Consider the following 25,978-nt stretch of genomic DNA (forward strand, 5'->3'; position numbering starts at 1 on the left):
AAAGCGACATCCGGTTTTTTTATAGCTAGACAGGATTAGCTGTTTTGCTGGGCTTCTTGCTGGGCATCCACAACAGCCAGGGCTGTCATGTTGATGATGCGACGCACCGTGGCGCTGGTGGTCAGGATGTGGATGGGGCGAGCTGCACCCAGCAGGATGGGGCCCATGGCCACACCGTTGCTACCGGTCATCTTCAGCATGTTGTAGGTGATGTTGCCGGCGTCCAGGTTAGGCGTGATCAGCAGGTTGGCCGAACCGCGCAGCGTGCTGTCGGGGAAAGCTTTCAGGCGGATCTTCTCGGACAAGGCGGAGTCAGCGTGCATTTCGCCGTCCACTTCCAGGTCGGGAGCGCGTTCAGCCAGGATCTGACGAGCCTTGGCCATCTTGCGCGAGGACTCGGTCTGGCGGCTGCCAAAGTTCGAGTGCGACAAGAGCGCAACGCGAGGCACCACGCCAAAACGGCGAACTTCCTCAGCAGCCTGGATCGTCATGTCGGCGATTTGCTCGGCTGTAGGGTTCTCGTTCACGTGGGTGTCGCACACAAACAGGGTTTGTGTAGGCAGCATCAGCACGTTCATGGCTGCGAAGGTTTGGGCTTCTTTTTTCAGACCAATGACTTGTTCGACATAGTTCAGTTGGCTGTCGTAGTTGCTGGCCACGCCGCAGATCATGCCGTCGGCGTCACCGCGTTGCAGCAGCATCACGCCGATCAGCGAGTTGTGCTTGCGAATCATGGCCTTGGCGATGTCTGGAGTGACGCCTTCACGTGCTTTGAGCTTGTAGTAGGCGGTCCAGGTTTCGGTGAAGCGATCGTCGTCTTCCGGGTCCACGATTTGCACGTTCTTGCCCGCTTCCAGGCGCAGGCCTGCTTTCTTGACGCGCATGTCGATCACGCTGGGGCGGCCAACCAAAATTGGCTGAGCCAGCTTTTCGTCCACCACGGTTTGCACGGCACGCAATACGCGCTCGTCTTCGCCGTCAGCGTAAATGATGCGCTTGGGCGCGGCCTTGGCCTGCATGTACAACGGACGCATCAGCGGGCCGGTGTGGTAGGTCATGGCGATCAGTTTCTGACGGTAGGCATCCATGTCTTCGATAGGACGGGCGGCAACGCCGGAGTCCATCGCCGCTTGGGCCACGGCCGGAGCGATCTGAACGATCAGACGGGAATCAAACGGTTTGGGGATGATGTACTCAGGACCAAAACGCAGATCTTCGCCGCCGTAAGCGGTTGCCATATCGTCGCTTTGCTCGACCTGGGCCAGCTCGGCAATGGCTTTCACGCAAGCCAGCTTCATTTCCTCGTTGATCACGCTGGCACCAACGTCCAGGGCACCACGGAAGATGAAGGGAAAGCACAGCACGTTGTTGACCTGGTTCGGGTAGTCCGAACGGCCGGTCGCGATGATGCAGTCAGGGCGGGCAGCCTTGGCCACTTCAGGGCGAATTTCAGGCTCGGGGTTGGCCAGGGCCAGAATCAGCGGCTTGTCGGCCATGGTCTTGACCATATCGGCGCTCAGAACGCCAGGAGCCGAGCAACCCAGGAACACGTCAGCATCCACCATGGCATCGGCCAGTGTGCGGGCATCGGTTTCTTGAGCGTAACGAGCCTTGTTGGGCTCCATGTTTTCGTCGCGACCTTTCCAGATGATGCCGCGCGAGTCAGCCACGAAAATGTTGCTTTGTTTCACGCCCAGGGCCACCAGCAGGTCCAGGCAGGCAATGGCAGCAGCGCCCGCACCCGAGCAAACCAGCTTGATGTCGGCGATGTTCTTGTTGACGACCTTCAGGCCGTTCAGGACAGCGGAGGACGAGATGATGGCTGTACCGTGCTGGTCGTCGTGGAACACGGGAATGCTCATGCGCTCGCGCAGCTTCTTCTCAATATAGAAGCACTCGGGGGCCTTGATATCTTCCAGGTTCACACCACCGAGGGTGGGCTCCAGCGCAGCAATGATGTCGACCAGCTTGTCCGGATCGGTTTCATTCAGTTCGATATCGAACACATCGATGCCAGCGAATTTCTTGAACAGGCAGCCTTTGCCTTCCATGACGGGCTTGGCGGCCAGCGGGCCGATATTGCCCAGACCCAGCACGGCGGTACCGTTGGTGACCACGGCAACCAGGTTGGCGCGCGAGGTGTACTTGGCGGCGGCTTCTTCGCCTTCGGCGTGGATGGCCATGCAAGCAGATGCGACGCCGGGGGAGTAGGCTAGCGAGAGGTCATCTTGATTGGCTAGGGTCTTGGTGGGGACCACCGAGATTTTCCCGGGCGTGGGATACGCGTGATAGTCCAGCGCAAGTTTGGCCAGATCGGCGTTGGCATCCATGTTGGTAAAGCTCCTGATAGGATTTTCTAGTGTAAAAGTGAATCTAATTTATAAGAAATACAGTCACCAGGTAGGTGCTGATTTGTTATAGACAGCATATGTGATGGCAACGCTGGCTGCCTGCCTCAAGGTGACCAAGGGCAGGCAGGGCTCAGTTTGGTGGAAAAGGGGCCCGCGAAGCGCGTACTTGCTGCACCCGTTTAGCATATCGGAATTTTTCCTTCATGTGGGGCGGGCCAGAGGTGTCAATCATGATTTGAGGCGCTTCTTTTGTAAGAATTCGCCCCTGTGATAGATCGATGTGTTTGTTAATGCCAACGGTCTGATGTAGTCCCTAAGCATTTTAGATGTCATTAATTGCGCCTTTTGTGTGCGGCGTTATACTAGATCGATACGGCTTGTATAAGGCGTCCTACGTTGCCTTCTGCTCCTGCTATCCGCTAACCGGCGAGGTCCGTGTCGCGGAAGGTTTTCCTGCATCTCAACACGAGTGAAACACTCGGATAGGTGAAGCGTAATAATGTCATCGCAAAAAGAACTGCTCAGTAACTCTTATCTGTTCGGGAGCAATGCTCCTTACGTCGAAGAACTCTACGAGTCCTACCTCGACAACCCAGGCTCTGTCGCCGACCAATGGCGCGAGTACTTCGATCAACTACAGCATCAGCCAGCTACTGACGGCCGCGACAGCACCCGCGATCAAGCTCACGCGCCTATTGTCGAGTCCTTCGCCCAACGAGCCAAAGCCAATGCCTTCCTGACCAGCGCGCAAGCACCGGACCTGACAGTTGCCATGAAGCAAGTGTCGATTCAGTCCATGATTGCTGCTTACCGCTCCCTGGGTGCACGCATTGCTGATCTGGATCCTCTGAAGCGCTCCGAACGCCCCAGCATCCCTGAACTGGACCCTGCTTTCTACGGCTTGACCGAAGCAGATCTGGACCAGGTCTACTCCGCCACCAACACCTACTTCACCAAAGCCGACACCATGACGCTGCGCGACATGCTCAAGGCCTTGCGTGACACGTATTCCCGTTCGGTGGGCGCAGAGTTCATGTATATCACCGACCCGGTGGTCAAGCGTTGGATCCAGCAGCGCCTGGAGTCAGTGCATGGCACAGGCTCTTTCAACGTTGAGCAAAAACGCAATATCTTGAAGCAGCTGACCGAGGCCGAAGGCCTGGAGCGCTTCCTGCACACCAAATACGTAGGTCAGAAACGCTTCTCCCTGGAAGGGGGTGAAAGCTTCATCGCTTGTATGGATGAGGTCGTTAACCACGCAGGCGAGAACGGCGTTCAGGAAATCATCGTGGGTATGGCTCACCGTGGTCGTCTGAACATGTTGGTCAACATCATGGGCAAAATGCCCGGTGATCTGTTTGCCGAATTTGAAGGCCGTCACGCTGAAGGTCTGACCGACGGCGACGTGAAATACCACAACGGTTTCTCCAGTGACTTGTCCACCCGTGGCGGTCCGGTTCACTTGTCCTTGGCCTTTAACCCCTCCCACCTGGAAATTGTTAACCCAGTGGTCGAAGGTTCGGTTCGTGCCCGTCAGGATCGTCGTAGCGACGAGGACGGCAGCCAGGTTCTGCCTGTGCTGGTTCACGGCGACGCGGCTTTTGCCGGTCAGGGTGTGGTCATGGAAACACTGAACCTGGCCCAGACCCGTGGCTACGGTACCGGTGGCACGCTGCACATCGTGATTAACAACCAGATCGGTTTCACCACCTCTGACCCACGCGATACACGTTCCACACTGTATTGCACGGATGTGGTCAAGATGATTGAAGCCCCTGTCTTCCACGTTAACGGCGACGATCCGGAAGCCGTGGTGTTCGTGACTCAGCTGGCTCTGGATTTCCGCCGCGAGTTCAAGCACGACGTCGTGGTTGATATCGTCTGCTTCCGTAAACTGGGCCACAACGAGCAAGACACTCCCTCGATGACCCAGCCGCTGATGTACAAGAAAATTGGTCAGCACAACGGTACGCGCAAGCTGTACGCCGACAAGCTGGTTGCTCAAGGCATTCTGTCCGAGAACGAGCCTGAAGATCTGGTCAAGAGCTACCGTCAATTGATGGAAGACGGCAAGCGCACGGTTGAACCTGTTCTGACAGACTACAAGAACAAGTACGCCACCGACTGGTCCGCTTTCCTGGGCGCCAAATGGACTGACCAGGCTGACACCGCCTTGCCGATGTCCGAGCTGACACGCATCGGTGAAAAACTGACTACCGTGCCAGAGGGCTTTACTGTTCACCCACTGGTTAACCGCATGCTGAACGATCGTCGTGCCATGGCACGCGGTGAAGCTCAAGTGGACTGGGGCATGGGCGAGCACTTGGCCTTTGCAACCTTGGTGAACAATGGCTACGCCATCCGTATTACCGGCCAGGACTCGGGCCGTGGTACGTTCACGCACCGTCACGCTGTGCTGCACGATCAAAAACGTGAGCGCTGGAACGACGGTACCTATATTCCTTTGCAAAACGTCTCCGAAGGTCAAGCCACCTTCACGGTGATCGACTCGGTCTTGTCCGAAGAAGCCGTGCTGGCCTTTGAATACGGTTATGCTTCGGCAGAACCTAATATTTTGACTATCTGGGAAGCCCAGTTCGGCGACTTTGCCAACGGTGCCCAGGTTGTTATTGACCAGTTCATTACGTCGGGTGAAGCCAAGTGGGGCCGTCATTGCGGTCTGACTCTGATGCTGCCACACGGCTACGAAGGTCAGGGTCCTGAGCACTCCTCGGCCCGTATCGAGCGTTTCTTGCAACTGTGCGCAGACAACAATATCCAGGTTGTTCAGCCCACCAACGGCGCCCAGATCTTCCACGTTCTGCGTCGTCAGATGATCCGTCCTTTCCGCAAGCCCTTGGTCATCATGACGCCCAAGTCCTTGCTGCGTAATAAAGATGCTACTTCGCCCTTGAGCGATCTGGCTGAAGGCCACTTCATGCCTGTGATCGGTGAAACGGATCAGGCGATTGATGCAGCCGCTGTCAAACGTGTTCTGGCTTGCTCGGGCAAGGTTTACTACGATCTGGTGAACCACCGCAAAGAGCTGGAGCGCAACGATATTGCCATTATCCGTGTGGAGCAGTTGTATCCATTTGCCCACAAAGCCTTCCAGGCTGAGCTGGCCAAGTACAGCAACGCCAAGGAAGTTATCTGGGTTCAGGACGAACCTCAAAACCAAGGTGCATGGTTCTACGTTCAGCATCACATCTACGAGAACATGACCGAAGGTCAGAAGTTGGGTTACGCCGGCCGCGCCGCGTCCGCTTCGCCCGCTGTTGGTTACCTGGCCAAACACCAGGAACAGCACAAAGCACTGCTGGAGCAGGCTTTCGGCGCTCGCAAAGGCTTCATGCTGACCAAATAACGCACCCCAAATTTTAAATACGGAAAATATAATCATGGCAATTACTGACGTTCTGGTTCCCCAACTTTCTGAATCCATCTCCGAAGCAACCTTGTTGGAGTGGAAAAAACAACCTGGCGAAATGGTTCAGGCTGATGAAATCCTGATCGAAGTCGAAACCGACAAGGTTGTCCTGGAAGTTCCCGCTCCTGCCTCGGGCGTGCTGAGCGAAATCGTCAAGGCCAACGGCAGCACCGTTACCTCCGGCGACGTGCTGGCTCGTATCGACTCCGAAGGCAAGGCCAGCGCTGCTGCTCCTGCCGCTGCCGCTGAAGAAGCTGCTCCTGCGGCTGCCCCAGCCGCTGCTGCTCCTGCCGCCAGCTCCGCCGCTTCCTCGGTTGCTTCGCCTGCCGCTGCCAAGATCCTGGCTGAGAAAGGTGTGGAAGCCAGCTCCGTGGAAGGTTCCGGTCGTGGCGGTCGCATCACCAAGGGTGACGCTCTGGAAGCCAACGCCGCTGCTGCCAGCAAGCCTGCTGCCGCTCCTGTTGCTCCTGCTACGTTGTCCCTGGACGGCCGCCCAGAGCAGCGCGTGCCCATGAGCCGTCTGCGTGCTCGTATCGCCGAGCGTTTGCTGCAATCGCAATCCGAAAACGCCATGCTGACCACGTTCAACGAAGTGAACATGCAAGCGGTGCTGGATTTGCGCAAGAAGTACAAGGATCAGTTCGAGAAAGAGCACGGCGTCAAGCTGGGCTTCATGTCCTTCTTCGTGAAAGCCGCTGTGGCCGCTTTGAAGAAATACCCCGTGCTGAACGCTTCGGTCGATGGCAAAGACGTGATCTACCACGGTTACTTCGACATCGGTGTGGCCGTTGGTAGCCCACGCGGTCTGGTGGTGCCTATCCTGCGTAACGCTGATCAAATGTCGATTGCTGACATCGAAAAGCAAATCGCTGACTTCGGTGCCCGTGCTCGCGACGGTAAACTGACCCTGGAAGAAATGACAGGCGGTACCTTCTCGATCTCCAACGGTGGTGTGTTCGGCTCCATGCTGTCCACCCCGATCATCAACCCACCTCAGTCCGCCATCTTGGGCATTCACGCCACCAAGGACCGTGCTGTGGTTGAGAACGGTCAGATCGTGGTTCGCCCCATGAACTACCTGGCTATGTCCTACGATCACCGCATCATCGACGGTCGCGAAGCCGTTCTGGGTCTGGTAGCCATGAAAGAAGCGCTGGAAGATCCTCAGCGTTTGTTGCTGAACGTCTAAGCACGTGGTCGTTTCAGTCTAGTATGTTTACGGCCAAGTGCTTGTTTCTAAGCCTTGGCCGGCTTTGTTTAAGGCCCTGGGGGCGGGTTTACACCGCCTGATTCTTTCCCGCCTGACTTCTGGACGGTCCAGTCTGCCTTTTTCACATTTATGGAATTTTTATGGCTAAGCAATTTGATGTTGTCGTAATTGGTGCCGGCCCTGGTGGCTACATCGCCGCTATCCGTGCTGCTCAACTGGGTATGAGCGTCGCTTGCGTGGACGCCTGGTCCACCGCTGAAGGCAAACCCGCTCCTGGCGGTACATGCACCAACGTAGGTTGCATTCCTTCCAAAGCCTTGTTGCAGTCGTCCGAGCATTTCGAGCATGCCAATCTGCATCTGGCCGAGCACGGCGTGGATGTCAAAGGTGTGTCACTGAACCTGGACAAGCTGGTCGGTCGCAAAGATGTCGTCGTCAAGCAAAACAACGACGGTATCTTGTACCTGTTCAAAAAGAACAAAGTTAACTTCTTCCACGGTACCGCCTCCTTTGGCGGCAAGGTTGACGGCGGCTGGTCGGTGAACGTGGCCGGTGCCAACGCCGAAGAGCTGGTTGCCAAGAACGTCATCATCGCTACGGGTAGTTCGGCTCGTGCCTTGCCGGGCGCCGAGTTCGACGAAGAGCAGATTCTGTCCAACGACGGCGCTCTGCGTCTGCCCAAGGTTCCCAAGAAGCTGGCCGTTATCGGCGCCGGTGTGATTGGTCTGGAACTGGGTAGCGTGTGGCGTCGCCTGGGTGCCGAAGTCACCATTCTGGAAGGGGCTCCCGAGTTCCTGTCCGCTGTGGATCGCGATGTTGCCAAGGAAGCCCTGAAAGCGTTCACCAAGCAAGGTCTGAAGATCAATGTGGGCGTGAAAGTTGGCGAAATCAAAAAGACGGCCAAACAGGTCACCATCAATTACGTGGACGCCGCTGGTGCCGAGCACAAGCTGGAAGCCGACAAGCTGATCGTCTCCATTGGCCGTGTGCCTAATACCGCCGGTCTGGGTGCAGATACTATTGGTCTGAAACTGGATGAGCGTGGTTTCGTGGTTGTGGACGACGATTGCGCCACCAGCCTGCCAGGTATCTGGGCGGTGGGTGACGTGGTCCGTGGCCCTATGCTGGCTCACAAAGCCGAAGAAGAAGGTGTGGCGGTGGCCGAGCGTCTGGCTGGTCAGCAACCTCACGTCAACTTCGACACCGTGCCTTGGGTTATCTACACCTCCCCCGAAATCGCTTGGGTTGGCAAGACCGAGCAGCAGTTGAAGACTGAAGGCCGTGCATACCGTGCGGGCAGCTTCCCCTTCCTGGCCAACGGCCGTGCCCGCGCACTGGGTGACACTACCGGCTTTGTGAAGGTTCTGGCTGATGCCAAGACTGACGAAGTCCTGGGCGTACATTTTGTGGGCCCTGTGGCTTCTGAGCTGGTGGCTGAAGCCGTAGCAATCATGGAATTCCGTGGCGCGTCTGAAGATATCGCCCGTATTTGCCATGCTCACCCAACCCTGTCCGAAGCCCTGAAAGAAGCGGCCTTGGCAGTGGACAAACGCGCTCTGAACTTCTGATAGACTTTCAGGGTGTTGTTGGAAAAGGGCGGGCACAGGCTCGCCCTTTTTTTCGTCACGAAAGGCTGATCAAAGCAGTCTGTACAGGCTGTGATGCGTGAGATAATTGACCGCGCAGTATGCTCAGGCCCTGCATCAAAAGCAGTACTGCTGTGGACCGCAGTGCATGCTGGCAGACCACCACCTGTCCTGGACAGGTTCTTTTATTTTCAGTGATATGAATGTTCGCGAGTATTACCATCAGGCTTTAGCGGAAAAAGGCTATCGTGCCGACCAGGCACAGGAGCAAGCTATAGACCGGTTGCAACGCTATTACGACGAGTGGGTGGAGTTTCGCAAAATGCGCTCCGGTGCCTTGCGTCGTATGTTTTCCCGCCCGGAAGTGCCGCGTGGTGTGTACCTGTGGGGTGGCGTAGGGCGCGGCAAGAGCTTCCTGATGGACGCCTTCTACCTGACGGTGCCACTCAAGCGCAAAACCCGGATTCACTTCCACGAGTTCATGCGCGGCGTACACAAAGAACTGAATCAGGTCAAAGGCATGAGCGACCCATTGGATGAGGTCGCCAAGCGTATCGCCAAGCGTTATCGTCTGATCTGTTTTGACGAGTTCCATGTCTCGGATGTGGCCGATGCCATGATTCTGTACAAGCTGTTGCTGGGCCTGTTCGAGCGCGGTACGTCCTTTGTGATGACGTCCAACTACGAGCCCTCCACGCTGTATCCGGAAGGTTTGCATCGCGACCGCATTTTGCCCGCCATTGCGCTGATCCAGAAGAATATGGACATCATGAACGTGGACACCGGTGTGGATTACCGCCGCCGTGCGCTGGAGCAGGTGAAAACCTATCTGACGCCATTGGGGCCAGAGACCACCGCCGAGCTGCAATCCATGTTTACGGCCTTATCGGACACCGCCCCCCAAGAGCCTGTACTTAGCATCGAGAACCGTGATGTGAAAGCGGTGGCCTTGTCAGGCTCGGCTGTGTGGTTTGATTTCGAGACCCTGTGCGTTAGCGCACGTTCGCAGAACGATTATCTGGAACTGGCCAACCGTTTCCAGACCGTGATCCTGTCCGACGTTCCCCGTATGACAGCCCGTGATGCTTCCGCTGCACGGCGCTTCACCTGGCTGGTGGACGTTTTTTACGATCACAAAGTCAAATTTATTATGTCCGCGGCGGTGCCCGAGGAAGAGTTGTATGTAGATGGCCCCATGGCCAATGAGTTCCACCGTACTGTCTCGCGGTTGATGGAAATGCAATCGCGCGAGTACCTGGAGTCAGAACGGCGCCAGGCAGTTATTTTGTAGGTCTTGGGCGCGGCCGGTGGCCAATGCACCTGATACCTGACCCTGACACGTAGTTTTATAAGCGTATTTTTTATCATGACGACACGAGTACTGACCGGCGTTACAACGACCGGTATTCCACACTTGGGTAACTATGCCGGGGCGATTCGTCCTGCTATCCGTGCTAGCCAGCAAGCCGATGTCGACGCATTTTTCTTCATGGCGGACTACCACGCCCTGATCAAATGTGACGACCCGGAGCGCGTAGCCATTTCGCGCCGTGCGATTGCCGCCACCTGGATAGCCTGCGGCCTGGATGTGGAAAAGGTAACGTTCTATCGCCAATCTGATATTCCTGAAATTCCCGAACTGTCCTGGATGCTGGGCTGCGTGACGGGCAAGGGTTTGATGAACCGTGCGCACGCGTATAAAGCCTCCGTGGATAAAAACGAGGCGGCTGGCATGGAGCCGGACGACGGCGTGACCATGGGCTTGTTCAGCTATCCTGTGTTGATGGCGGCTGACATCTTGATGTTCAACGCGCATAAAGTGCCTGTGGGCCGTGATCAGGTTCAGCATCTGGAAATGGCGCGTGATATCGCCAAGAGCTTCAACCATTTGTATGGTCGCGGCAAAGAGCTGTTTGTACTGCCTGAGGTGCAGGTCGAGGAAGATGTGGCTCTGTTGCCGGGCCTGGACGGTCGCAAGATGTCCAAGAGCTATGACAACACGATTCCCCTGTTTGAAGGTGGTGCCAAAGCGCTGAAGTCCGCCATCGCCCGCATTGTGACGGACTCCAAAGGCCCGGGTGAACCCAAGAACCCGGATGACTCCCACCTGACCGCCTTGTACAAGGCCTTTGCGACGCCAGAGCAGACTCAGATCTTCCGCCAACAACTGATCGAAGGGATGGCCTGGGGCGAGGCCAAAGAAGCTTTGCATCAGATTCTGGAAACCATGATCGCCCCCATGCGCGAGCGTTATGAATCTCTGATGGCTCGCCCTCAGGACATTGAAGAACTGCTGCAAGTGGGTGCCCGCAAGGCTCGTGCCTATGCAACGCCTTTTATTCACGAACTGAAGGCTGCTGTGGGCCTGCGTGACCCGATCAGCGTGGCGGCTACCAAGACTGAAACCAAGGCCCGTAAAGCCCGGTTTGTGAATTTCCGCGACGAAGACGGCACGTTCCGTTTCCGCCTGCAGGATGCGGCCGGACATGAGTTGTTCCTGTCGCGTTCCTACGCTGATCCCAAACAGGCGGGCGTGGCAATCAAAGGTTTGCAGACTGCGGCGTTCGCCGAGGTCGTCAAACAAGATGGCTCGGAACTGCAAATCCATTGTGCCGGAGAGGAAGTCGCTCGCGTATCGGCAGATCTGCGTGATGCACTCGAAGCCGCTTTGGATTCGATGCGAGACTAAGTCGTGTGCCGGTGGCAGGACTGATCCTAGGTTGGATGCAGTAAGTCTCTTTGTGCCACCGCACCCTACCTTGAAGCACGTTTGAAAATAAACAGCCCCAAAAGCGAGATGTTCATCTCACGTTTGGGGTTGTTTTGTTTTTTATTTTTTAATCAATACCTTGAAAGGTGGTTGAAGATAAAACCTGTGGCAGAGATATCCCGGGTATTGGCTTCAGCTACAAAGGCTACTCTGCATTTGCAGCTCCCTAAGGCAAGGGTTCAGGTCTGAGTCGTAGACCGCTGATCCCAGTTCTGGCTGGCCAGTTCCAATGCTGCAATATCTTCTGCACAGATCACGTCGCGCAAGGCCGTGAATTTTTCCTCTGGCCAGTCATATATTCTCAAGGCCAGCAGCCGCTCAATGCTTGCCTCATCAAAGCGTTTTCGCACGGGCACAGCCGGATTCCCGGCCACGATGGTATACGGTGCCACGCTCTTGGTCACAATCGCCCCCGAGGCCACCACAGCGCCTTCACCAACCTCGACACCGGGCATGATCATGGCCCGCATACCGATCCAGGCACCGTCCTGGATGTGGGTGTCACCTTTGCCCACATAGGCGTCCGTAATCTTGTCCACGAAGGGATACAGGCTGAACCAGTCCATGCGATGGGTATGGTTGCCGCCCATCAGAATCACGGCCTCGGCACCGATACATACGTAGTCGCCAATATGTAGCTGGTCCACCGGCCATTGAGAGTCCCAGGTCTTGCGGCTGTATTCGTCCCCGTACAAGTAACGCACCACGCTTTCTTCAAAACTGCCGGTCCAGGCATGGCTGTAGTAGCTGTGTGTGCCACGTATATGAATATTGGGATTGGATACGGTTTCGTGCAGGAGTTCGACCTGCGACCAGTGCTTTTGCACCATGCTTCTCCTTCTGGACCTTGCCGTGCTGGTTCTGGCTTTGCGCCAGTAAGGGCAAAGTGGGCTGTTCGTATTGAAGCCAAGCGAGGCTAGGAGGCTCGTTTGGTTGACCTTGATGGCGCGACTCGTCCAGTGCGCGTTGAGGCGCTTTGTATTCAAACCAGCCATAAAGCATCAAGCCCTGCGTAAACATTCATGCAGGGCTTGATGATGGGCTTGGGCCGGCAGGAATAGCTGCCTTATTCGGCTGGCTGGGCCGGAATATCCAGCGTTTCACACAGGCTCAGAATTTCTTCCAGGCTCTCGCGTTTGACCACGATCAGTTGAAACTCCTCGTCATAGCTTTGGGCAAACTCCAGCAGACAGTAGGAGGGGTGAAACTCCTGCAACTGCTCGTTCGCCCATTGGAAAAAGCCATCTACGTCCTGAAAAGGCATGTCGTCGTAAGGAAAGGCGGGCAGGTCCTGATTTTCAAACGCGGCCAGAATTTCTTCCCACAGTTCATCGACGGTATCGGCCAGGGCCAGATAATCATCCAGTTCGTAGCTGATGGCCAGGATCAGAGCGCCATCCGGATCGTGTTCCATCAGGTTCTGCGCGTGCTTTCCATACGCCTCACCCATCGCTGCCGGGCTGGCGCTGGCAGTCAGTACGGACCGGCTGATGGCTGCAATATCCTCTTCCTTCTGATCAAATCCGGTCAGCAGATTGAGCAGACGCGTCAGTTGGGAAAGGCGCTCGGTCTCAGTCATGGCTTATCTCCGAAGTTTGCTAAAGGCCGCTGCCATGGCACCGGTTGGTGCTGGTTCAGCTTGCCGGTTGGGGCGATTGTTTCCAGAGCGGCGTTGGGGAGCGTTGCTCGTGCTGTTGGAACCACGCACTGGGGCGCTGTCGTCGTTCAGGCGCATGGTCAAACCGATACGCTTGCGGGCGACATCCACTTCCTGGACTTTAACTTTAACCGTCTGACCCACGCGAACCACATCACGCGGATCTTTCACAAAGGTATCAGACAGAGCCGAGATATGCACCAGACCGTCCTGGTGTACCCCTACGTCCACAAAGGCACCAAAGTTGGCTACGTTGGTGACCACGCCTTCCAGAATCATGCCGGGCGTCAAATCGTTCAGGGAGTTGATGCCTTCCTGGAACTTGGCCGTCGTAAATTCAGGGCGAGGGTCGCGACCGGGCTTTTCAATTTCGTTAAAAATATCACGCACGGTGGGCAAACCAAAGCGTTCATCCGTGAAGTCTGAAGGGGACAAACCTTTCAGTGCGCCGGATTTACCCATGACATCGCTGGCTTCGGTCTGCAGACGCTCCAGAATACGGGCGGCAACCGGATAGGCTTCGGGGTGAACCGCCGAGGCGTCCAGAGGGTTGGCTGCGCCGGGAATACGCAAAAAGCCCGCTGCCTGCTCAAAGGCTTTTTCACCAAAGCGGGGCACGTCACGCAACTGCTTGCGGCTTTGGAAGGCACCATTTTCGTCACGCCAGGTGACGATGTTTTTGGCCAGCGTGTTGTTCAGGCCGGAGACGCGTGCCAGCAGGGGAGCAGAAGCGGTGTTGACGTCCACACCCACCGCGTTAACACAATCTTCGACCACGGCATCCAGGCTGCGAGCCAGTTCGCGCTGGTTCACGTCGTGCTGGTATTGGCCAACGCCAATGGATTTGGGGTCGATCTTGACCAGTTCGGCCAACGGATCTTGCAGGCGGCGGGCGATGGAGACGGCACCACGCAGGCTGACATCCATATCAGGAAATTCCTGGGCAGCCATTTCCGAAGCAGAGTACACCGATGCCCCTGCCTCGGACACGACGACGCGGGTCAGCGGCAGTTGCGGGAAGGCCGACTGCAGGTCAGCCACCAGTTTCTCGGTTTCGCGCGACGCTGTGCCGTTACCAATCGCGACCAGTTCAACTTGGTGGCGAGTAGCCAGACCGGCCAGGGTACGAATCGCGCCTTCGCGGTCACGACGGGGCTCAAAGGGGTAGACGGTGGCCGTATCCAGCACCTTGCCGGTTGCATCGATCACAGCGGCTTTCACGCCGGTACGAATGCCTGGGTCCAGGCCCAGAACGGCTTTATTGCCCGCAGGGGCGGCCAAGAGTAAATCGCGCAGATTGGCGGCAAACACGCGGGTGGATTCCTGCTCAGCTTGTTCGCGCAGACGACCAATCAGCTCGGATTCAAACGCCGTCAGCAACTTGACGCGCCAGGTCCAGCGGCAGACCTCGGCCAACCAGTGGTCACGTGGGCTGGCGTCGGCGGAAAAGTCAGCGCCAATATCGGTCAGCTCTGCCACTTTCAGCACACAAGGGTGGGGCAAGAGCTGATCCTGTTCGGGGTTCAGGCCCAGGCGCAGGTCCAGCGCACCTTGCTGACGACCGCGCAACAAAGCCAGCACGCGGTGAGAAGGCAGTTGGCGCAGCGCTTCGTTAAAGTCGAACCAGTCGCGGAATTTGTCACCTTCCTGCTCCTTGCCTTCGGCAACCTTGGAGTACAGGTGGGCGGACTTCCACAGATAGTCGCGCATGGCTTCCAGCAGGTCGGCTTGCTCGGCAAAGCGTTCGGCCAGAATGTCGCGGGCACCGTCCAGAGCAGCTTTGGTCGTGTCGATCTTGGCTTCGGCATTCAGATAGCCTTCGGCCAGTGCCAGAGGGTCGGCATCCTTCTGGGCCAGAATGGCGTCCGCCAGCGGCTCCAGACCGGCCTCGCGGGCAATCTGGGCACGGGTACGACGCTTGGGCTTGTACGGCGCGTACAAGTCTTCCAGACGCTGCTTGGTGTCCGCCGCCAAAATGGCTTGCTCCAGCTCGGGCGTCAGTTTTTCTTGCTGGCGGATCGATTCCAGAATGGCATGACGACGCGATTGCATATCGCGCAAATAGATCAGGCGCACTTCCAGATCGCGCAGGACATTATCGTCCAGGCCACCGGTGGCTTCCTTGCGGTAACGGGCAATAAAAGGGACCGTGGCCCCGTTGTCCAAGAGCTCAACCGTCGAGGCGGCTTGTTGGATGCGGATGTTCAGTTCAGAGGCCAGTAGCGCCAGAATCTGTTGGTGATCCTGTTGCTGGGCGAGGGTTTCCACAGTCATTTCAGTTATGGGTCCATCGTTGTAAAAGGGTCTGCAAGCGCCGCATTTTGCCATAAAGACCGGCAGCGACCCAGAATTGGCAGGTATCATCTTGTATGTATTCCACTGTGATTGTAGACAGTTCTGTCATTCGTCACCTCTCCCTGAGCGGTTTTGCCCCATGTTGTTGCAGGATTATTCCGATATCTTTTCTCCCCAAGGCCCTCTGGCAGAGTCTGTCCCGCACTATCGTCCGCGGCAGGCTCAGTTGGAGCTGGCCCAAGCCATCAGCGAGACGGTCGCCGATTCTGGCGTACTGATCGCCGAGGCGGGCACAGGCACAGGCAAGACCTGGGCCTACCTGGTTCCGGTGTTCATGCAAGGCGGTAAAGCGCTGGTCTCGACCGGAACGCGTACCTTGCAGGACCAATTGTTCCGTCGGGATATTCCCCACCTGCGTAAAGCGCTGGCTTTGCCGGTCGATGTGGCCTTGCTCAAGGGCAGAAGTAATTACGTCTGTCATTACCATTTGGAACGGTTGGGGCAGGATGACCGGGCTCTGAAGTCTCGTGCGGAAATCGCTTATCTGCGTGCTATCCAGCTCTTTACAGAGCGCAGCCGTAGCGGCGACAAGGGTGAGCTGGCCGAAGTCCCCGAAGATGCGGATATTTGGCACCGGGTCACCTCAACGCGGGATAACTGCCTGGGGCAGGACTGTCCCTTTGTGCGCGACTGCTTTGTGATGAAGGCTCGCCGTCATGCTCAGGATGCCGATGTGGTGGTGGTGAACCACGCCTTGTTCATGGCCGATTTGGCCTTGCGCGAAGAGGGTGTAACGGATTTGCTGCCCAGCGTGGATCTGGTGGTGTTTGACGAAGCGCACCAACTGCCCGACGTGGCTACCCGTTTTTTGGGTAGCAGCGTGTCCTTGTATCAACTGACGGATTTGTGTCGGCAGATAGAAGCGGCGGGTCTGGCCCAGGCCCGTGAGACCGTGGACTGGAGCCAGGTCGCCCGCAAGCTGGAGCAAGCGGCTCGGGATTTGCATTTGCGTACCGCGTCGCTGGCGGCTCAAGGTGGCCGCGCCACTTTCCAGGCCTTGCCCGAGCCTGAGCTTTTTGATGAGGCGCTGGAGCATTTGCTGGAGACCTTCGATAAGGTCATCAAGATGCTGGCTATGGTGGCTGAGCGCCATCCTGATCTGGCAGCAGCGCATAAAAGTGCCTTGGAGATACGTGCACGCTTGTTCCAGTGGAGTCAGCCAGATCGCCAGGGCCGCCACGCCTATCTGCCAGAAAGTGAAAAGGATGAAGACCAGCCCGACGAATTCGTGCGTTGGGTAGAAAGTGGCCAGCACTATTTGCGTTTGCACAGTGCGCCTTTATCGGTGGCCAAGATTTTCTCGCGTTACAGAGGCAAGGAGCAGTCCTGGGTGCTGACCTCGGCGACCTTGTCGGTACATGGGGATTTCAATCATTTCAAGCGGCAACTGGGCTTGTTCGATGCCCGCACCGAAGCCTGGGCTTCACCGTTCGACTATCCGAATCAGGCACTGTTCTATGTGCCCAGCACCTTGCCGCTTCCCAGCCATCCGAATTTCAATCAGGCTTTCGTGGATGCGCTCATTCCGCTGATCAAGGCGGGTCAGGGCGGTGTGTTGGTGCTCTGTACCACCTTGCGCTCGGTAGAGCGGATTGCGGATATGCTGCGAGACCGATTTGATCGGGAAGACATAGAGCGCAATGTGCTACGCCAAGGGGAGCGTTCGCGCCAGGTTCTGCTGGACGAGTTCCGTGCGCGTGGCAATGCGGTGTTGGTGGGCAGTGCCAGCTTCTGGGAAGGGATTGACCTGCCCGGTGATGCCTTGACACTGGTTGCGATCGACAAGCTACCCTTTGCTCCGCCGGATGATCCGGTGCTGGAAGCTCGTATCAAAGAATGCAAGGACAGAGGCGGGAATCCCTTTATGGAATACCAGTTGCCCGAAGCAGCCATTGCCTTGAAACAAGGGGCTGGGCGCCTGATCCGTACCGAGCGCGACTGGGGCGTGCTGATGGTGGGCGATACCCGCATTGTCGAGAAACCCTACGGCAAATTGCTGTGGCGTGGTTTGCCACCTTTCGCTCGGACTCGTGATCCTGCTCGTGCGCTGGCGTTTTTGCGGGAGCAAAAGGCCAAGCGGCAGAGCGATGAAGCAGGGCAAGTGACGATGGAGGACGGCCTGGAGCAGCCGTAAGGAGACAGTTGACCGACTGGTTTCTTGCCCCCAAACATAGTCCAGGCCAATCCTGGTGAGGTGTCTGTGTCCAAGGGCAGGGAATGCGTTTTGTTTTCTGAGTACAATCACGGCCATGGCTAACCTTGCTTACCTCACACTGAAACCGGTTAATTACCGGGGCGCAGCCATGCCTCGCGGACACTTTCATTCCGTCACACCCCCTTAGGGTGCACTAGCGCGGCAAGAGCGCTCTTTCCTTGCTTTGTCCTTTTCTCTGTCTGTCGCTGTTTGCCGCGACGGGCATGCCCATGTTTTTGCCTTGCGTGTCCAGACGGTGACTGTTTAGCTGGATACGGTAAGCGCGTCTCTCTTCTTTGCTAAATGCGGTGTTTATGTTTATTGAAAAAATCAGAACGGAATGGTTCTCCAACGTTCGGGGTGATTTGCTGGCTGGCCTGGTGGTGGCATTAGCCTTGATTCCGGAAGCCATTGCGTTCTCCATTATTGCCGGTGTGGATCCTAAAGTTGGCCTGTATGCCTCTTTTTCTATCGCGACGCTCATCGCTTTTGTCGGTGGCCGACCAGGCATGATTTCGGCTGCGACCGGGGCGATGGCCTTAGTGATGGTGACGCTGGTGAAAGAGCATGGGCTCGACTACTTGTTGGCGGCGACCATTCTTGCAGGGATGCTGCAAATGTTGGCTGGCTTTTTTCGCCTTGGGCAGCTTATGCAGTTTGTCTCGCGCTCGGTCATCACTGGCTTTGTCAATGCCCTGGCGATCTTGATTTTTATGGCTCAATTGCCGGAGTTGACGAATGTCACCTGGCCCGTTTATGCCATGACGGCGGCTGGGCTGGTCATCATTTATGGATTGCCTTATATCACCAGGGCAGTGCCTTCGCCTTTGGTGGCCATTGTCGTTCTAAGCATTGTCTATATGGTTTTTGAGCTGGATATCCGCACCGTGGGTGATATGGGGGCCTTGCCTGACAGCCTGCCCAGCTTTTTGATCCCGCAGGTTCCTTGGACATGGGAAACACTGCAAATCATTTTTCCTTACTCTGTCACCTTATGTGTTGTGGGTCTATTGGAATCCTTGATGACGGCCACTATCGTGGACGATATGACCGATACCACGAGCAACAAAGACAGAGAGTGTGTAGGACAGGGTATTGCCAATATCGCCACGGGCTTTGTAGGAGGGATGGCTGGCTGTGCCATGATTGGGCAATCGGTGATCAATGTGAAATCAGGTGGGCGTGGCCGACTGTCCACCTTAACAGCGGGTGTTGTGCTGTTGATACTGGTTGTCTTTCTGGGGGAGTGGGTCAAGCAGATACCGATGGCTGCCTTGGTTGCCGTGATGGTGATGGTGTCCATCAGCACATTCAATTGGCGTTCAATCAAAGACCTGGTCGTGCATCCCAGAACATCCAGTGTCGTCATGTTGGCGACGGTGGTGGTCACTGTTGCCACCCACGACCTGGCCAAAGGAGTGCTGACAGGTGTCCTGTTCTCCGGGGTATTCTTTGCACACAAGGTGCGCCGTATTTTGCACATCACCTCAAGCCTTAGCCAAGATGGCCAGACACGTACTTATATTGTTTTCGGGCAGGTGTTTTTTGCCTCGGCAGAGAACTTTTTTTCAAAGTTCGACTATCAAGAGAAAGTGCCGCATATCTGTATTGATGTGAGCCAGACACGATTTTGGGACTTAAGCTCGGTTGCGGCCTTGGATCGGGTTGTGTTGAAGTTGCGTCGTGGCGGTGCCCAGGTGCAGGTGCAGGGGCTCGATGCCAGTAGCACGACAATGATCGAACAGTTTGCTCGTTACCCCAGCAGTGACGGTGCGAGTCCCGTAAACCCTCATTAAATAGCGTGGCCGGCGCTGGATGCGCCGGCCTTAACTGCCATCGTCTGCTCCTTCCTGGGTTCTGAAGGGGACATTTCAGTCCCGGTCGTGCACCTCCAGCCCCACGCAATTGCCTGGAAATAATAATTCAAGCTTAAACAAGAATCTGGGTGCGACGCAGGGTAATCCCCATCCTTCAAGACATTGACGCTCTACATCAAGCTAACTACCATCACAACATACAGATATGTATGTTATGAATCCACTTATGTTTGGTGAAGCGAATGACGACAGAAAAAACGATGCCGCGGGTGATGCGTTTCAATGATTTGGCGTTCCAGCCTCGACAGGAAAAGCCCGAGATGGCGCAGTTGGCGGAGATTGTGGGTGAGCAAGATGGCACGCCTCTCAGTGCTGGTTATGCCCGTCTGAGCAAGGCGCGAATTGAATGGACTGTGCTTTACGACGAAGTGGTCACGGTAATTGAAGGCAGCATCAATATTCATACCCCGCAAGGTGTTTTGAAAGCAGGGCCCCTTGACTGCGTTTGGCTGCCCGCAGGTACTCCCCTGATCTACGAAGCAGAGTCTGCTCTGATCCATTATTGCCTGCATCCCAGCAACTGGGCCAGCGCACGGACGGCCGCATGAGCACCAAGAAAATTATGCACCTGCCGGAGAACGACAAGACCAATGGGTGGAGTCGGCTTCTGGCGCCTCGCATGGCCAAGCCAGCCTTAGGTAAAGATATACAAGCCGATTGGGTGATTGTTGGCGGTGGTCTGGCCGGTTTGGCCGCAGCTCGTCGCCTGGCAGAGAATCGTCCCGATGACAGCATCGTGGTGCTGGAAGCGGATCAGGTGGGTGAAGGGGCTCAAGGCCGAAACTCCGGCTTTGCGATTGATAGCCCTCATAACGTTGGCAGTTCCATGGGCGAACTGGACGCCGCCCGCTCGCACGTGCGCTTGGCGCGTACGGCAATTGCTTATCTGAAAGCTCAGGTAGAGCGTTACAGCATTGAGTGTGATTGGAGCCCCATCGGGAAATTCCATGCGGCGGTTTCCGAGGAAGGCGTACGCACAACCCTGAAGCCTACGCTTCAGGTGCTGGAGTCCTTGAAAGAACCGCATGAGTGGCTGGACGGGAAGGCTTTGCACGATAAGCTGGGATTCAAGCATTTCCGTACAGGTATTTACACCCCAGGCACGGTGCTGCTGAACCCGGCTGCTTTATCGCGTGGCCTGGCTGACAATATGCCTCCCAACGTTACCGTCTACGAAAAAACGCCGGTGTTGTCTTTGCAGCAAGGTGATGGCGTCACGCTGGACACCCCCGGCGGCAAAGTTCGTGCAGGAAAGATGATTCTGGCCGTGAACGTGTTCGCGGAGCAGTTTGGGTTTTATAGCGGCAAGCTGATGCCGATGGCCGCTCATGCCAGCTTGACTCGTTGCCTGACCGAAAGCGAACAGCGTGAATTGGGCGGTTTGCCCAGTTGGGGTTTGACGCCCGCCAATGCGTTTGTAGGTATCACCATGCGCCGCACCAATGACCAGCGCATTCTGATTCGCCAGCACATGACGTACGCCCCTAATTTGCGTAGCGATGACCAGAGCCGTCGCCGTGTTCGCATCGAGCACAAAGCCCTGTTTGATGAGCGTTTCCCGAATCTGAAGAGCGTGGAAATGGAGCACACCTGGACGGGCTTTATCTGCTTGTCCCGTAACGGCTCGCCCGGCTTTGGGCAGGTGGCGCCACATGTGTACTGCGCGGTGTGTCAGAACGGGGTGGGGCTGACCAAAGGCACGATCTCCGGCATGTTGGTGGCGGATCTGGCCTGTGGCGTGGATAACCCTTTGATTGCTGACATGCAGGCTCTGGGGCAACCCGATGCTTTGCCGCCACGGCCGTTTCTGGATGTGGGGGTCCGGGCCCGTTTGGGCTGGGAGTTGTGGCGACACCGAGCAGAAGCCTGACAAGTGAAGTTTGAACAACAAATTTAAAAGAGATACCCAGGAGGAGTTATGACGCTTTTGAGCAAGACTTTGCTGACGGTGATGTTCAGCCTGAGTGTGGCCACCGTGTCCGCACAAACCATGCGCATTGCAACAGACTCGGGCGCGCAGGGTTCGCCTAGCGGTGACGCTATCGAAAAATGGGCCGCGTTGATTAAAGAGGGCACGCAAGGCGCTTTGTCGCCACGCGTTTTTTATCAGAACCAGTTAGGAGGTCAGGAAGAGGTGTTCGATCAGCACATAGCGGGGGATGTGCAGTTGATGTTGAACTGGCCCATGACTTCCTATGACAAGCGCATTGCGGTGATCTATACGCCTTATATGTTCACCACCTGGGAAGAAGCCCTGGCTGCTTACCAGCCTGGTGGCTGGCTGAATGAAACGCTGGATAGTGTTTACAAGGAAAATGGTCTGAAGTTCTTTGGTGCCTGGCCTGAAGGCTTTAATGGCGTTGCTACCAAAGGCAAACATGCGTTGACGGTGGAGGATGCCAAGAGCATCAAGGTACGGGTACCTCCAATCTCCATAATGCAGCAGTCTGTGCAAGCCATGGGTTACCAAACGGCCGCCATTGATTGGGGGGAGGTGTTCACTTCCATTCAAACTGGCGTGGTCGATGGCGACGCGGCCAATGTCATTTATTACGACTACGAGTATTTCCGCGACACCTTGGATTATTACGTGCGCAGCAAGCAGCAATTCATTACTGGTGTGCTGTCCATGAACCTGGAAGCTTGGGAGGCCCTGAAACCCGAACAACAGGAAGTGATTCAAGCCTCCGCCACCAGCATCATGCAAGAGCAGTTTGCCAAGGCCCAGCTAGCGGACGCGGCTATTGTGGAGAAGTGGAAGGCGCTGGGCAAAAACTACATTGAACTCGACAAGGATCAGCTGGCCGCATTGGGTACGCATGTCCGCGCCAAAGTCTGGCCATCGATGCACGCTGAAGTAGGCGAGAACATCATGGCGCATATCGAGAAAAACGCCTCGGCTCTCAAGTGAACACCTTGGATCAAGGGAGTATGAGCGTGAGTGAGGGTATCCCAATGAAGCGCGGGCCGACCCTGGTTGCCCTGGAATGGCTGGCCATTGTGTCAAGCATCGTGGTGGCGGCAGGTTTGGCCTATGTGGTGGCAGCACGTTACTACCTGAACTGGCCGGCAACAGGAGTGCACACCATTGTGATGGTGGCGGCGATCTGGCTGTACATGACCGGGGCGCTGATCGCCAGTCAGTCCCGTCAGCATCTGGTGGTGGACTATCTGTCACATCGTTTGAAAACGCCACAAGCGCGTGCCATTCACCGTTTTATTGTGTCGGTACTGGTACTGATTATTGTGGTGGCCTTCGCTTATTGGACCTTGCGCATGTTCATGTGGGGCTCCCGCTTCTCCGCCACCATGGCGGAGCTGTCGATTCCTGTCTGGGTGCCTCAGTCTGCAATTGGCCTGAACGCAGTCGGTAGCCTGTTGTATGCCTTGCGCGATGTTTATCAGTCTTTGATGGCCTTGCGCCAGGGAGACGATTGATTATGCATGCTGGATTTTCTGTTCTCTTGCTGCTGTTCCTGCTGGGGGTGGGGGTGCCGGTGGCCTGGTCCTTTGCTGGCACGTTGTTAATGTTGACCTTGGTCTATGACGTCAATTTGAACACCTTGATGCTGCAAGGATTCCGTTCCTTGAACTCCCTGGTTCTGCTGGCCTTGCCCTTGTTCATCATGGCAGGTTATTTGATGCAGGCAGGCGGGATTGCTCATCGTTTGGTGGGTTTTGCCGAAATGCTGGTCAAGAATCGTCGTGGTGGCATGGGGGCCAGCATGGTTCTGGCTTCCGGGGTGTTCGGGGCGATTTCGGGGACTGCCTCGGCGGCAGTGGCTTCCATTGGCACCATCTTGGTCGACCCCATGGAACAACGTGGTTATCCTCGTCAGTACTCGGCGGCCTTGTTGGGTATTTCCTCCTTGCTGGGCATTCTGATCCCGCCGTCCATTACCATGATTTTGTTTGCGGTGGTGACCCAGCAATCCGTGGTGGCCTGCTTTGCAGCGACGATCGGACCGGGCTTGCTCTTGATGTTTGGTTTGATTTTGTTCAATTACGTCGTGGCTGGACGCTGGTTCAAGGAGTCGCCTGCTCAGCCTGCGCACGAAACTCAAGGGCGTTACTCGCTCAAAACCTTGTTCTATGCCATCCCCGCCTTATGTATTCCTGCCTTGATTCTGGGCGGGATTTATGGGGGAGTCTTCACGCCCACAGAAGCGGCTGCGGTAGCTGTTGTGCTGGTCATCGGTATTGGCTGCTTTGTGTACCGTGAGCTGACCTTGCGCAAGCTGTGCGACAGTTTTGTACGTACGGCAGAGACCACGGGGACGGTCATCCTGATCTTGCTGTTCTCTTTCCTGATTGGCCGAATTCTGGTTGCGCAAGGCGTGCCACAGGACCTGGCCACTTTTGTGACCGGTCTGGTCGATAGTCCCATCGGAATTCTTTTGATGGTGAATATCTTTCTGGTTCTGGTGGGCATGATTATCGATGACGTGTCCTTGACCGTGGTGGTGGCTCCCTTGCTGCTGCCGTTGGTGGGGGCGGCAGAGGTCAACCCGGTACAGTTTGCCGCGATTGTGGCATGTGCAGTAATCGTAGGTTCCAACAGTCCGCCGATGGCACCTGTGCTGTATATGTCCTGCCGTATCAGTAAAGTAGCGGTACACCGCTCTTTTAGTCCGGCCATTGCCATGATTGTGTTTGTAGCCATTCCGGTTCAGTTGATTACCACCTTTGTGCCCGCCGTTTCCTTGGCGTTTCCACGAATGCTGGGCCTGTTGTAAGAGGAGCGCCGGTATACTTTGGCGATTAAAGCGACTCTACAAGCAGGCGATATGAGCGATAAGGAATTGATTGAACGTGTGGCCCAAGCCGGGGCGTTGAGCGAGCCTAATGTGCATTTGACGCGGGCGGATTGGCTGGAGGCCGCCATTCGCTTGTTTATGCAAGAAGGTGTGGAGGCGGTGCGCATCACCCGTCTGGCCCAGGTCATGGCCGTCACACGGGGAAGTTTTTATTGGCATTTCAAGGACAGGGACGATCTGCTTGATGGGCTGGTCGGTTTTTGGGAGCAAAAGAATATGCGCTCTACCATGCTGGCGCTAGAGAATGTGGACAATTTGCAAGATGGCATGTTGTCGCTGTTCTCCACCTGGCTGGACGTGTCCCGTTTCGAACCGGGTCTGGATATGGCCATGCGTGATTGGGCAAGGCGCTCCGAGCGGGTGCGTCAGGCGGTAGCGCGGGCGGACAAGGCTTGCATGAATGCCTTGGCTAATTTCTTTCAGCGTATGGGGTTGGAACAGATAGAAGCTCAGACCCGAGCACGGACAACGTACTTTTGTCAGATTGGCTATTACTTGATTGGCCTGCAGGAAAATCTGGAAGATCGTATGGTGTATTTGAATGACACCATGAAGATCTTGGGTGGCCAGCCTTTGGATCCGGCCAAGGCCAAGGCTTTTGCAGAGCGCATGTATAGCGTGCAAAAGGACAATGCCAAGAAAGTGGTGGGATAGTTGGATGCTCTGGAGCCGGTGGGCGTCAGGCGTGCCTAGGGGGCCACAGAGGAAGGAGCATCCTGACTGATAGTCCTTGCTCTGAAGGGCAGGGCAAAGCGAGCTGCCAAGGAATATCAGTTTGAAGTCGGGAAACTAAAAGGGCCGAATCCTGAAGAGGATTCGGCCCTTTTTGGGATTGCGTTCAGTGAGACGTTTTATTGCCGCTTCACAAAGGCAGTCCGTATCTTGTGCTGCTTTGCTGCAAGGCTTAGAACCAGTTGATGGGGTTCCAGTAGTTAACCTTGGTATCCAAGCCTTCCGTGAAGTATTTTGAGTCAGGGAAGTTTTGGTCCATCACGCGTTTGGTGGTGTCTCGCAACTCGGTCTGGCCCATCTTGTCGTAGGACAGGTACATCAGGTACAGCGCACGTTCGGCGATGGGCACACCCTTGAAGTCCGTAATAACGGTTTGGGCACGGTTAACAGCGGCAACGTAGGCGCCACGTTTGTAGTAGTACTCGGCCACATGTACTTCGTTCTGAGCGATGGTGCTGACCAGCCAGGTTAAACGTTTGGCGGCATCGGGTGCGTATCGGCTGTCGGGGTAGCGTTGCAGCAGATCGTTAAAGGCTTCGTAGGATTCACGCAGACCTTTAGGGTCACGCTCGCTGGGGTCCTGCTGGGTAATGTTGGACAGGGCAGCGCTAGGAGGCGTAAAGGAGATCAGTCCTTTCAGGTACAGCATATAGTCGGTGCCGGGGTGGCTGGGGTATTGCTTCTGGAAGCGGTCAATAGCGGCCAGGGCTTTGCCAGGCTCTTCGTCTTTCCAGTTAATGTAAGCCTGGTCGATCAGCGATTGCTGTGCATATGTGCCGAAGGGGTAGCGGGACTCGACGGCTTCCAGGCGGGTACGCGCGTCTTTCCAGTTGCCGGCCGACATTTCTTCACGGGCGTCTTTATACAAACGCTCGGCGGTCCAACCCGAGGTGGGGTCAACTTCTTTTTTGGTAGTGCCGCAGCCAGCAAGCAAAGTGGCAGCCAGCATTAATGCGGCTACTTGGGCCAGCTTGGTACCACGAATACGTGGCAAGTTCA

General features: G+C 56.1%; 18 protein-coding genes. 13 read left to right on the top strand and 5 right to left on the bottom strand.

Annotated elements, in window-relative coordinates; translation table 11 throughout:
* Nucleotides 1–35: 35 nt before the first annotated feature.
* The gene (locus OKX01_RS05140) at nucleotides 36–2,330 is read right to left on the bottom strand and encodes an NADP-dependent malic enzyme (RefSeq protein WP_264672577.1); all 2,295 of its coding nucleotides are present in this window, start codon (nucleotides 2,328–2,330) and stop codon (nucleotides 36–38) included.
* Between the two features lie 520 nt (nucleotides 2,331–2,850).
* Here OKX01_RS05140 and OKX01_RS05145 point away from each other — a divergent pair.
* From OKX01_RS05145 to OKX01_RS05165, 5 genes are all read left to right on the top strand, one after another.
* Nucleotides 2,851–5,718, top strand: coding sequence for a 2-oxoglutarate dehydrogenase E1 component (locus OKX01_RS05145; RefSeq protein ID WP_108727918.1), 2,868 nt, complete (start codon nucleotides 2,851–2,853; stop codon nucleotides 5,716–5,718).
* 34 nt (nucleotides 5,719–5,752) lie between these two features.
* Complete coding sequence (odhB, locus tag OKX01_RS05150) at nucleotides 5,753–6,970, top strand: 2-oxoglutarate dehydrogenase complex dihydrolipoyllysine-residue succinyltransferase (RefSeq protein WP_094195954.1); 1,218 nt, start codon at nucleotides 5,753–5,755, stop codon at nucleotides 6,968–6,970.
* A gap of 161 nt (nucleotides 6,971–7,131) precedes the next feature.
* Nucleotides 7,132–8,559 (top strand): dihydrolipoyl dehydrogenase, encoded by a 1,428-nt coding sequence (gene lpdA, locus OKX01_RS05155; protein ID WP_094195955.1) that lies wholly within the window; start codon nucleotides 7,132–7,134, stop codon nucleotides 8,557–8,559.
* 217 nt (nucleotides 8,560–8,776) lie between these two features.
* On the top strand, nucleotides 8,777–9,868 hold the full coding sequence (gene zapE, locus OKX01_RS05160; RefSeq protein ID WP_162496938.1) for a cell division protein ZapE: 1,092 nt from the start codon (nucleotides 8,777–8,779) through the stop codon (nucleotides 9,866–9,868).
* 75 nt (nucleotides 9,869–9,943) lie between these two features.
* Nucleotides 9,944–11,266 (top strand): tryptophan--tRNA ligase, encoded by a 1,323-nt coding sequence (locus OKX01_RS05165; protein WP_121738434.1) that lies wholly within the window; start codon nucleotides 9,944–9,946, stop codon nucleotides 11,264–11,266.
* A 260-nt stretch (nucleotides 11,267–11,526) separates the two neighbouring features.
* Here OKX01_RS05165 and OKX01_RS05170 read toward each other — a convergent pair whose 3' ends face one another.
* The 3 genes from OKX01_RS05170 to OKX01_RS05180 form a co-directional block, all read right to left on the bottom strand.
* On the bottom strand, nucleotides 11,527–12,177 hold the full coding sequence (locus OKX01_RS05170) for a CatB-related O-acetyltransferase (RefSeq protein ID WP_094195958.1): 651 nt from the start codon (nucleotides 12,175–12,177) through the stop codon (nucleotides 11,527–11,529).
* Nucleotides 12,178–12,413: 236 nt separating this feature from the next.
* Nucleotides 12,414–12,926 carry a hypothetical protein gene (locus tag OKX01_RS05175; protein WP_264672578.1) on the bottom strand — a complete coding sequence of 171 codons (513 nt, stop codon included), beginning with the start codon at nucleotides 12,924–12,926 and terminating at the stop codon, nucleotides 12,414–12,416.
* Nucleotides 12,927–12,929: 3 nt separating this feature from the next.
* On the bottom strand, nucleotides 12,930–15,278 hold the full coding sequence (locus OKX01_RS05180; protein WP_094195960.1) for a Tex family protein: 2,349 nt from the start codon (nucleotides 15,276–15,278) through the stop codon (nucleotides 12,930–12,932).
* A 160-nt stretch (nucleotides 15,279–15,438) separates the two neighbouring features.
* Between OKX01_RS05180 and OKX01_RS05185 the strand changes: the two genes are divergently transcribed.
* The 8 genes from OKX01_RS05185 to OKX01_RS05220 all read left to right on the top strand — a co-directional run bounded on the left by OKX01_RS05185 (nucleotide 15,439) and on the right by OKX01_RS05220 (nucleotide 24,901).
* Entirely contained in the window at nucleotides 15,439–17,493 is a 2,055-nt protein-coding gene (locus OKX01_RS05185; protein WP_108727915.1) for an ATP-dependent DNA helicase, read from the top strand.
* Between the two features lie 374 nt (nucleotides 17,494–17,867).
* Nucleotides 17,868–19,349: a SulP family inorganic anion transporter gene (locus OKX01_RS05190; protein ID WP_094195962.1), complete on the top strand. Its 1,482-nt coding sequence runs from the start codon at nucleotides 17,868–17,870 to the stop codon at nucleotides 19,347–19,349.
* 263 nt (nucleotides 19,350–19,612) lie between these two features.
* Nucleotides 19,613–19,978 carry an ethanolamine utilization protein EutQ gene (locus OKX01_RS05195; protein WP_230019153.1) on the top strand — a complete coding sequence of 122 codons (366 nt, stop codon included), beginning with the start codon at nucleotides 19,613–19,615 and terminating at the stop codon, nucleotides 19,976–19,978.
* Nucleotides 19,975–21,300 (top strand): NAD(P)/FAD-dependent oxidoreductase, encoded by a 1,326-nt coding sequence (locus OKX01_RS05200; RefSeq protein WP_264672579.1) that lies wholly within the window; start codon nucleotides 19,975–19,977, stop codon nucleotides 21,298–21,300. Before OKX01_RS05195 ends, OKX01_RS05200 begins: the two co-directional genes overlap by 4 nt.
* Nucleotides 21,301–21,348: 48 nt before the next feature.
* Nucleotides 21,349–22,341, top strand: coding sequence for a TRAP transporter substrate-binding protein DctP (gene dctP / locus OKX01_RS05205; RefSeq protein WP_094195964.1), 993 nt, complete (start codon nucleotides 21,349–21,351; stop codon nucleotides 22,339–22,341).
* Nucleotides 22,342–22,361: 20 nt separating this feature from the next.
* Nucleotides 22,362–22,868, top strand: a complete 507-nt coding sequence (locus OKX01_RS05210) for a TRAP transporter small permease (protein ID WP_108727913.1) — start codon at nucleotides 22,362–22,364, stop codon at nucleotides 22,866–22,868.
* 2 nt (nucleotides 22,869–22,870) lie between these two features.
* On the top strand, nucleotides 22,871–24,166 hold the full coding sequence (locus tag OKX01_RS05215) for a TRAP transporter large permease (protein WP_094195966.1): 1,296 nt from the start codon (nucleotides 22,871–22,873) through the stop codon (nucleotides 24,164–24,166).
* Nucleotides 24,167–24,217: 51 nt separating this feature from the next.
* Complete coding sequence (locus tag OKX01_RS05220) at nucleotides 24,218–24,901, top strand: TetR/AcrR family transcriptional regulator (protein WP_108727911.1); 684 nt, start codon at nucleotides 24,218–24,220, stop codon at nucleotides 24,899–24,901.
* Nucleotides 24,902–25,151: 250 nt separating this feature from the next.
* Here OKX01_RS05220 and OKX01_RS05225 read toward each other — a convergent pair whose 3' ends face one another.
* On the bottom strand, nucleotides 25,152–25,949 hold the full coding sequence (locus OKX01_RS05225) for an outer membrane protein assembly factor BamD (RefSeq protein WP_199827906.1): 798 nt from the start codon (nucleotides 25,947–25,949) through the stop codon (nucleotides 25,152–25,154).
* Between the last annotated feature and the right edge of the window lie 29 nt (nucleotides 25,950–25,978).

The sequence above is a fragment of the Alcaligenes sp. SMD-FA genome, assembly GCF_025960365.1.
GTDB classification, from domain to species: Bacteria; Pseudomonadota; Gammaproteobacteria; order Burkholderiales; family Burkholderiaceae_B; genus Alcaligenes; species Alcaligenes aquatilis.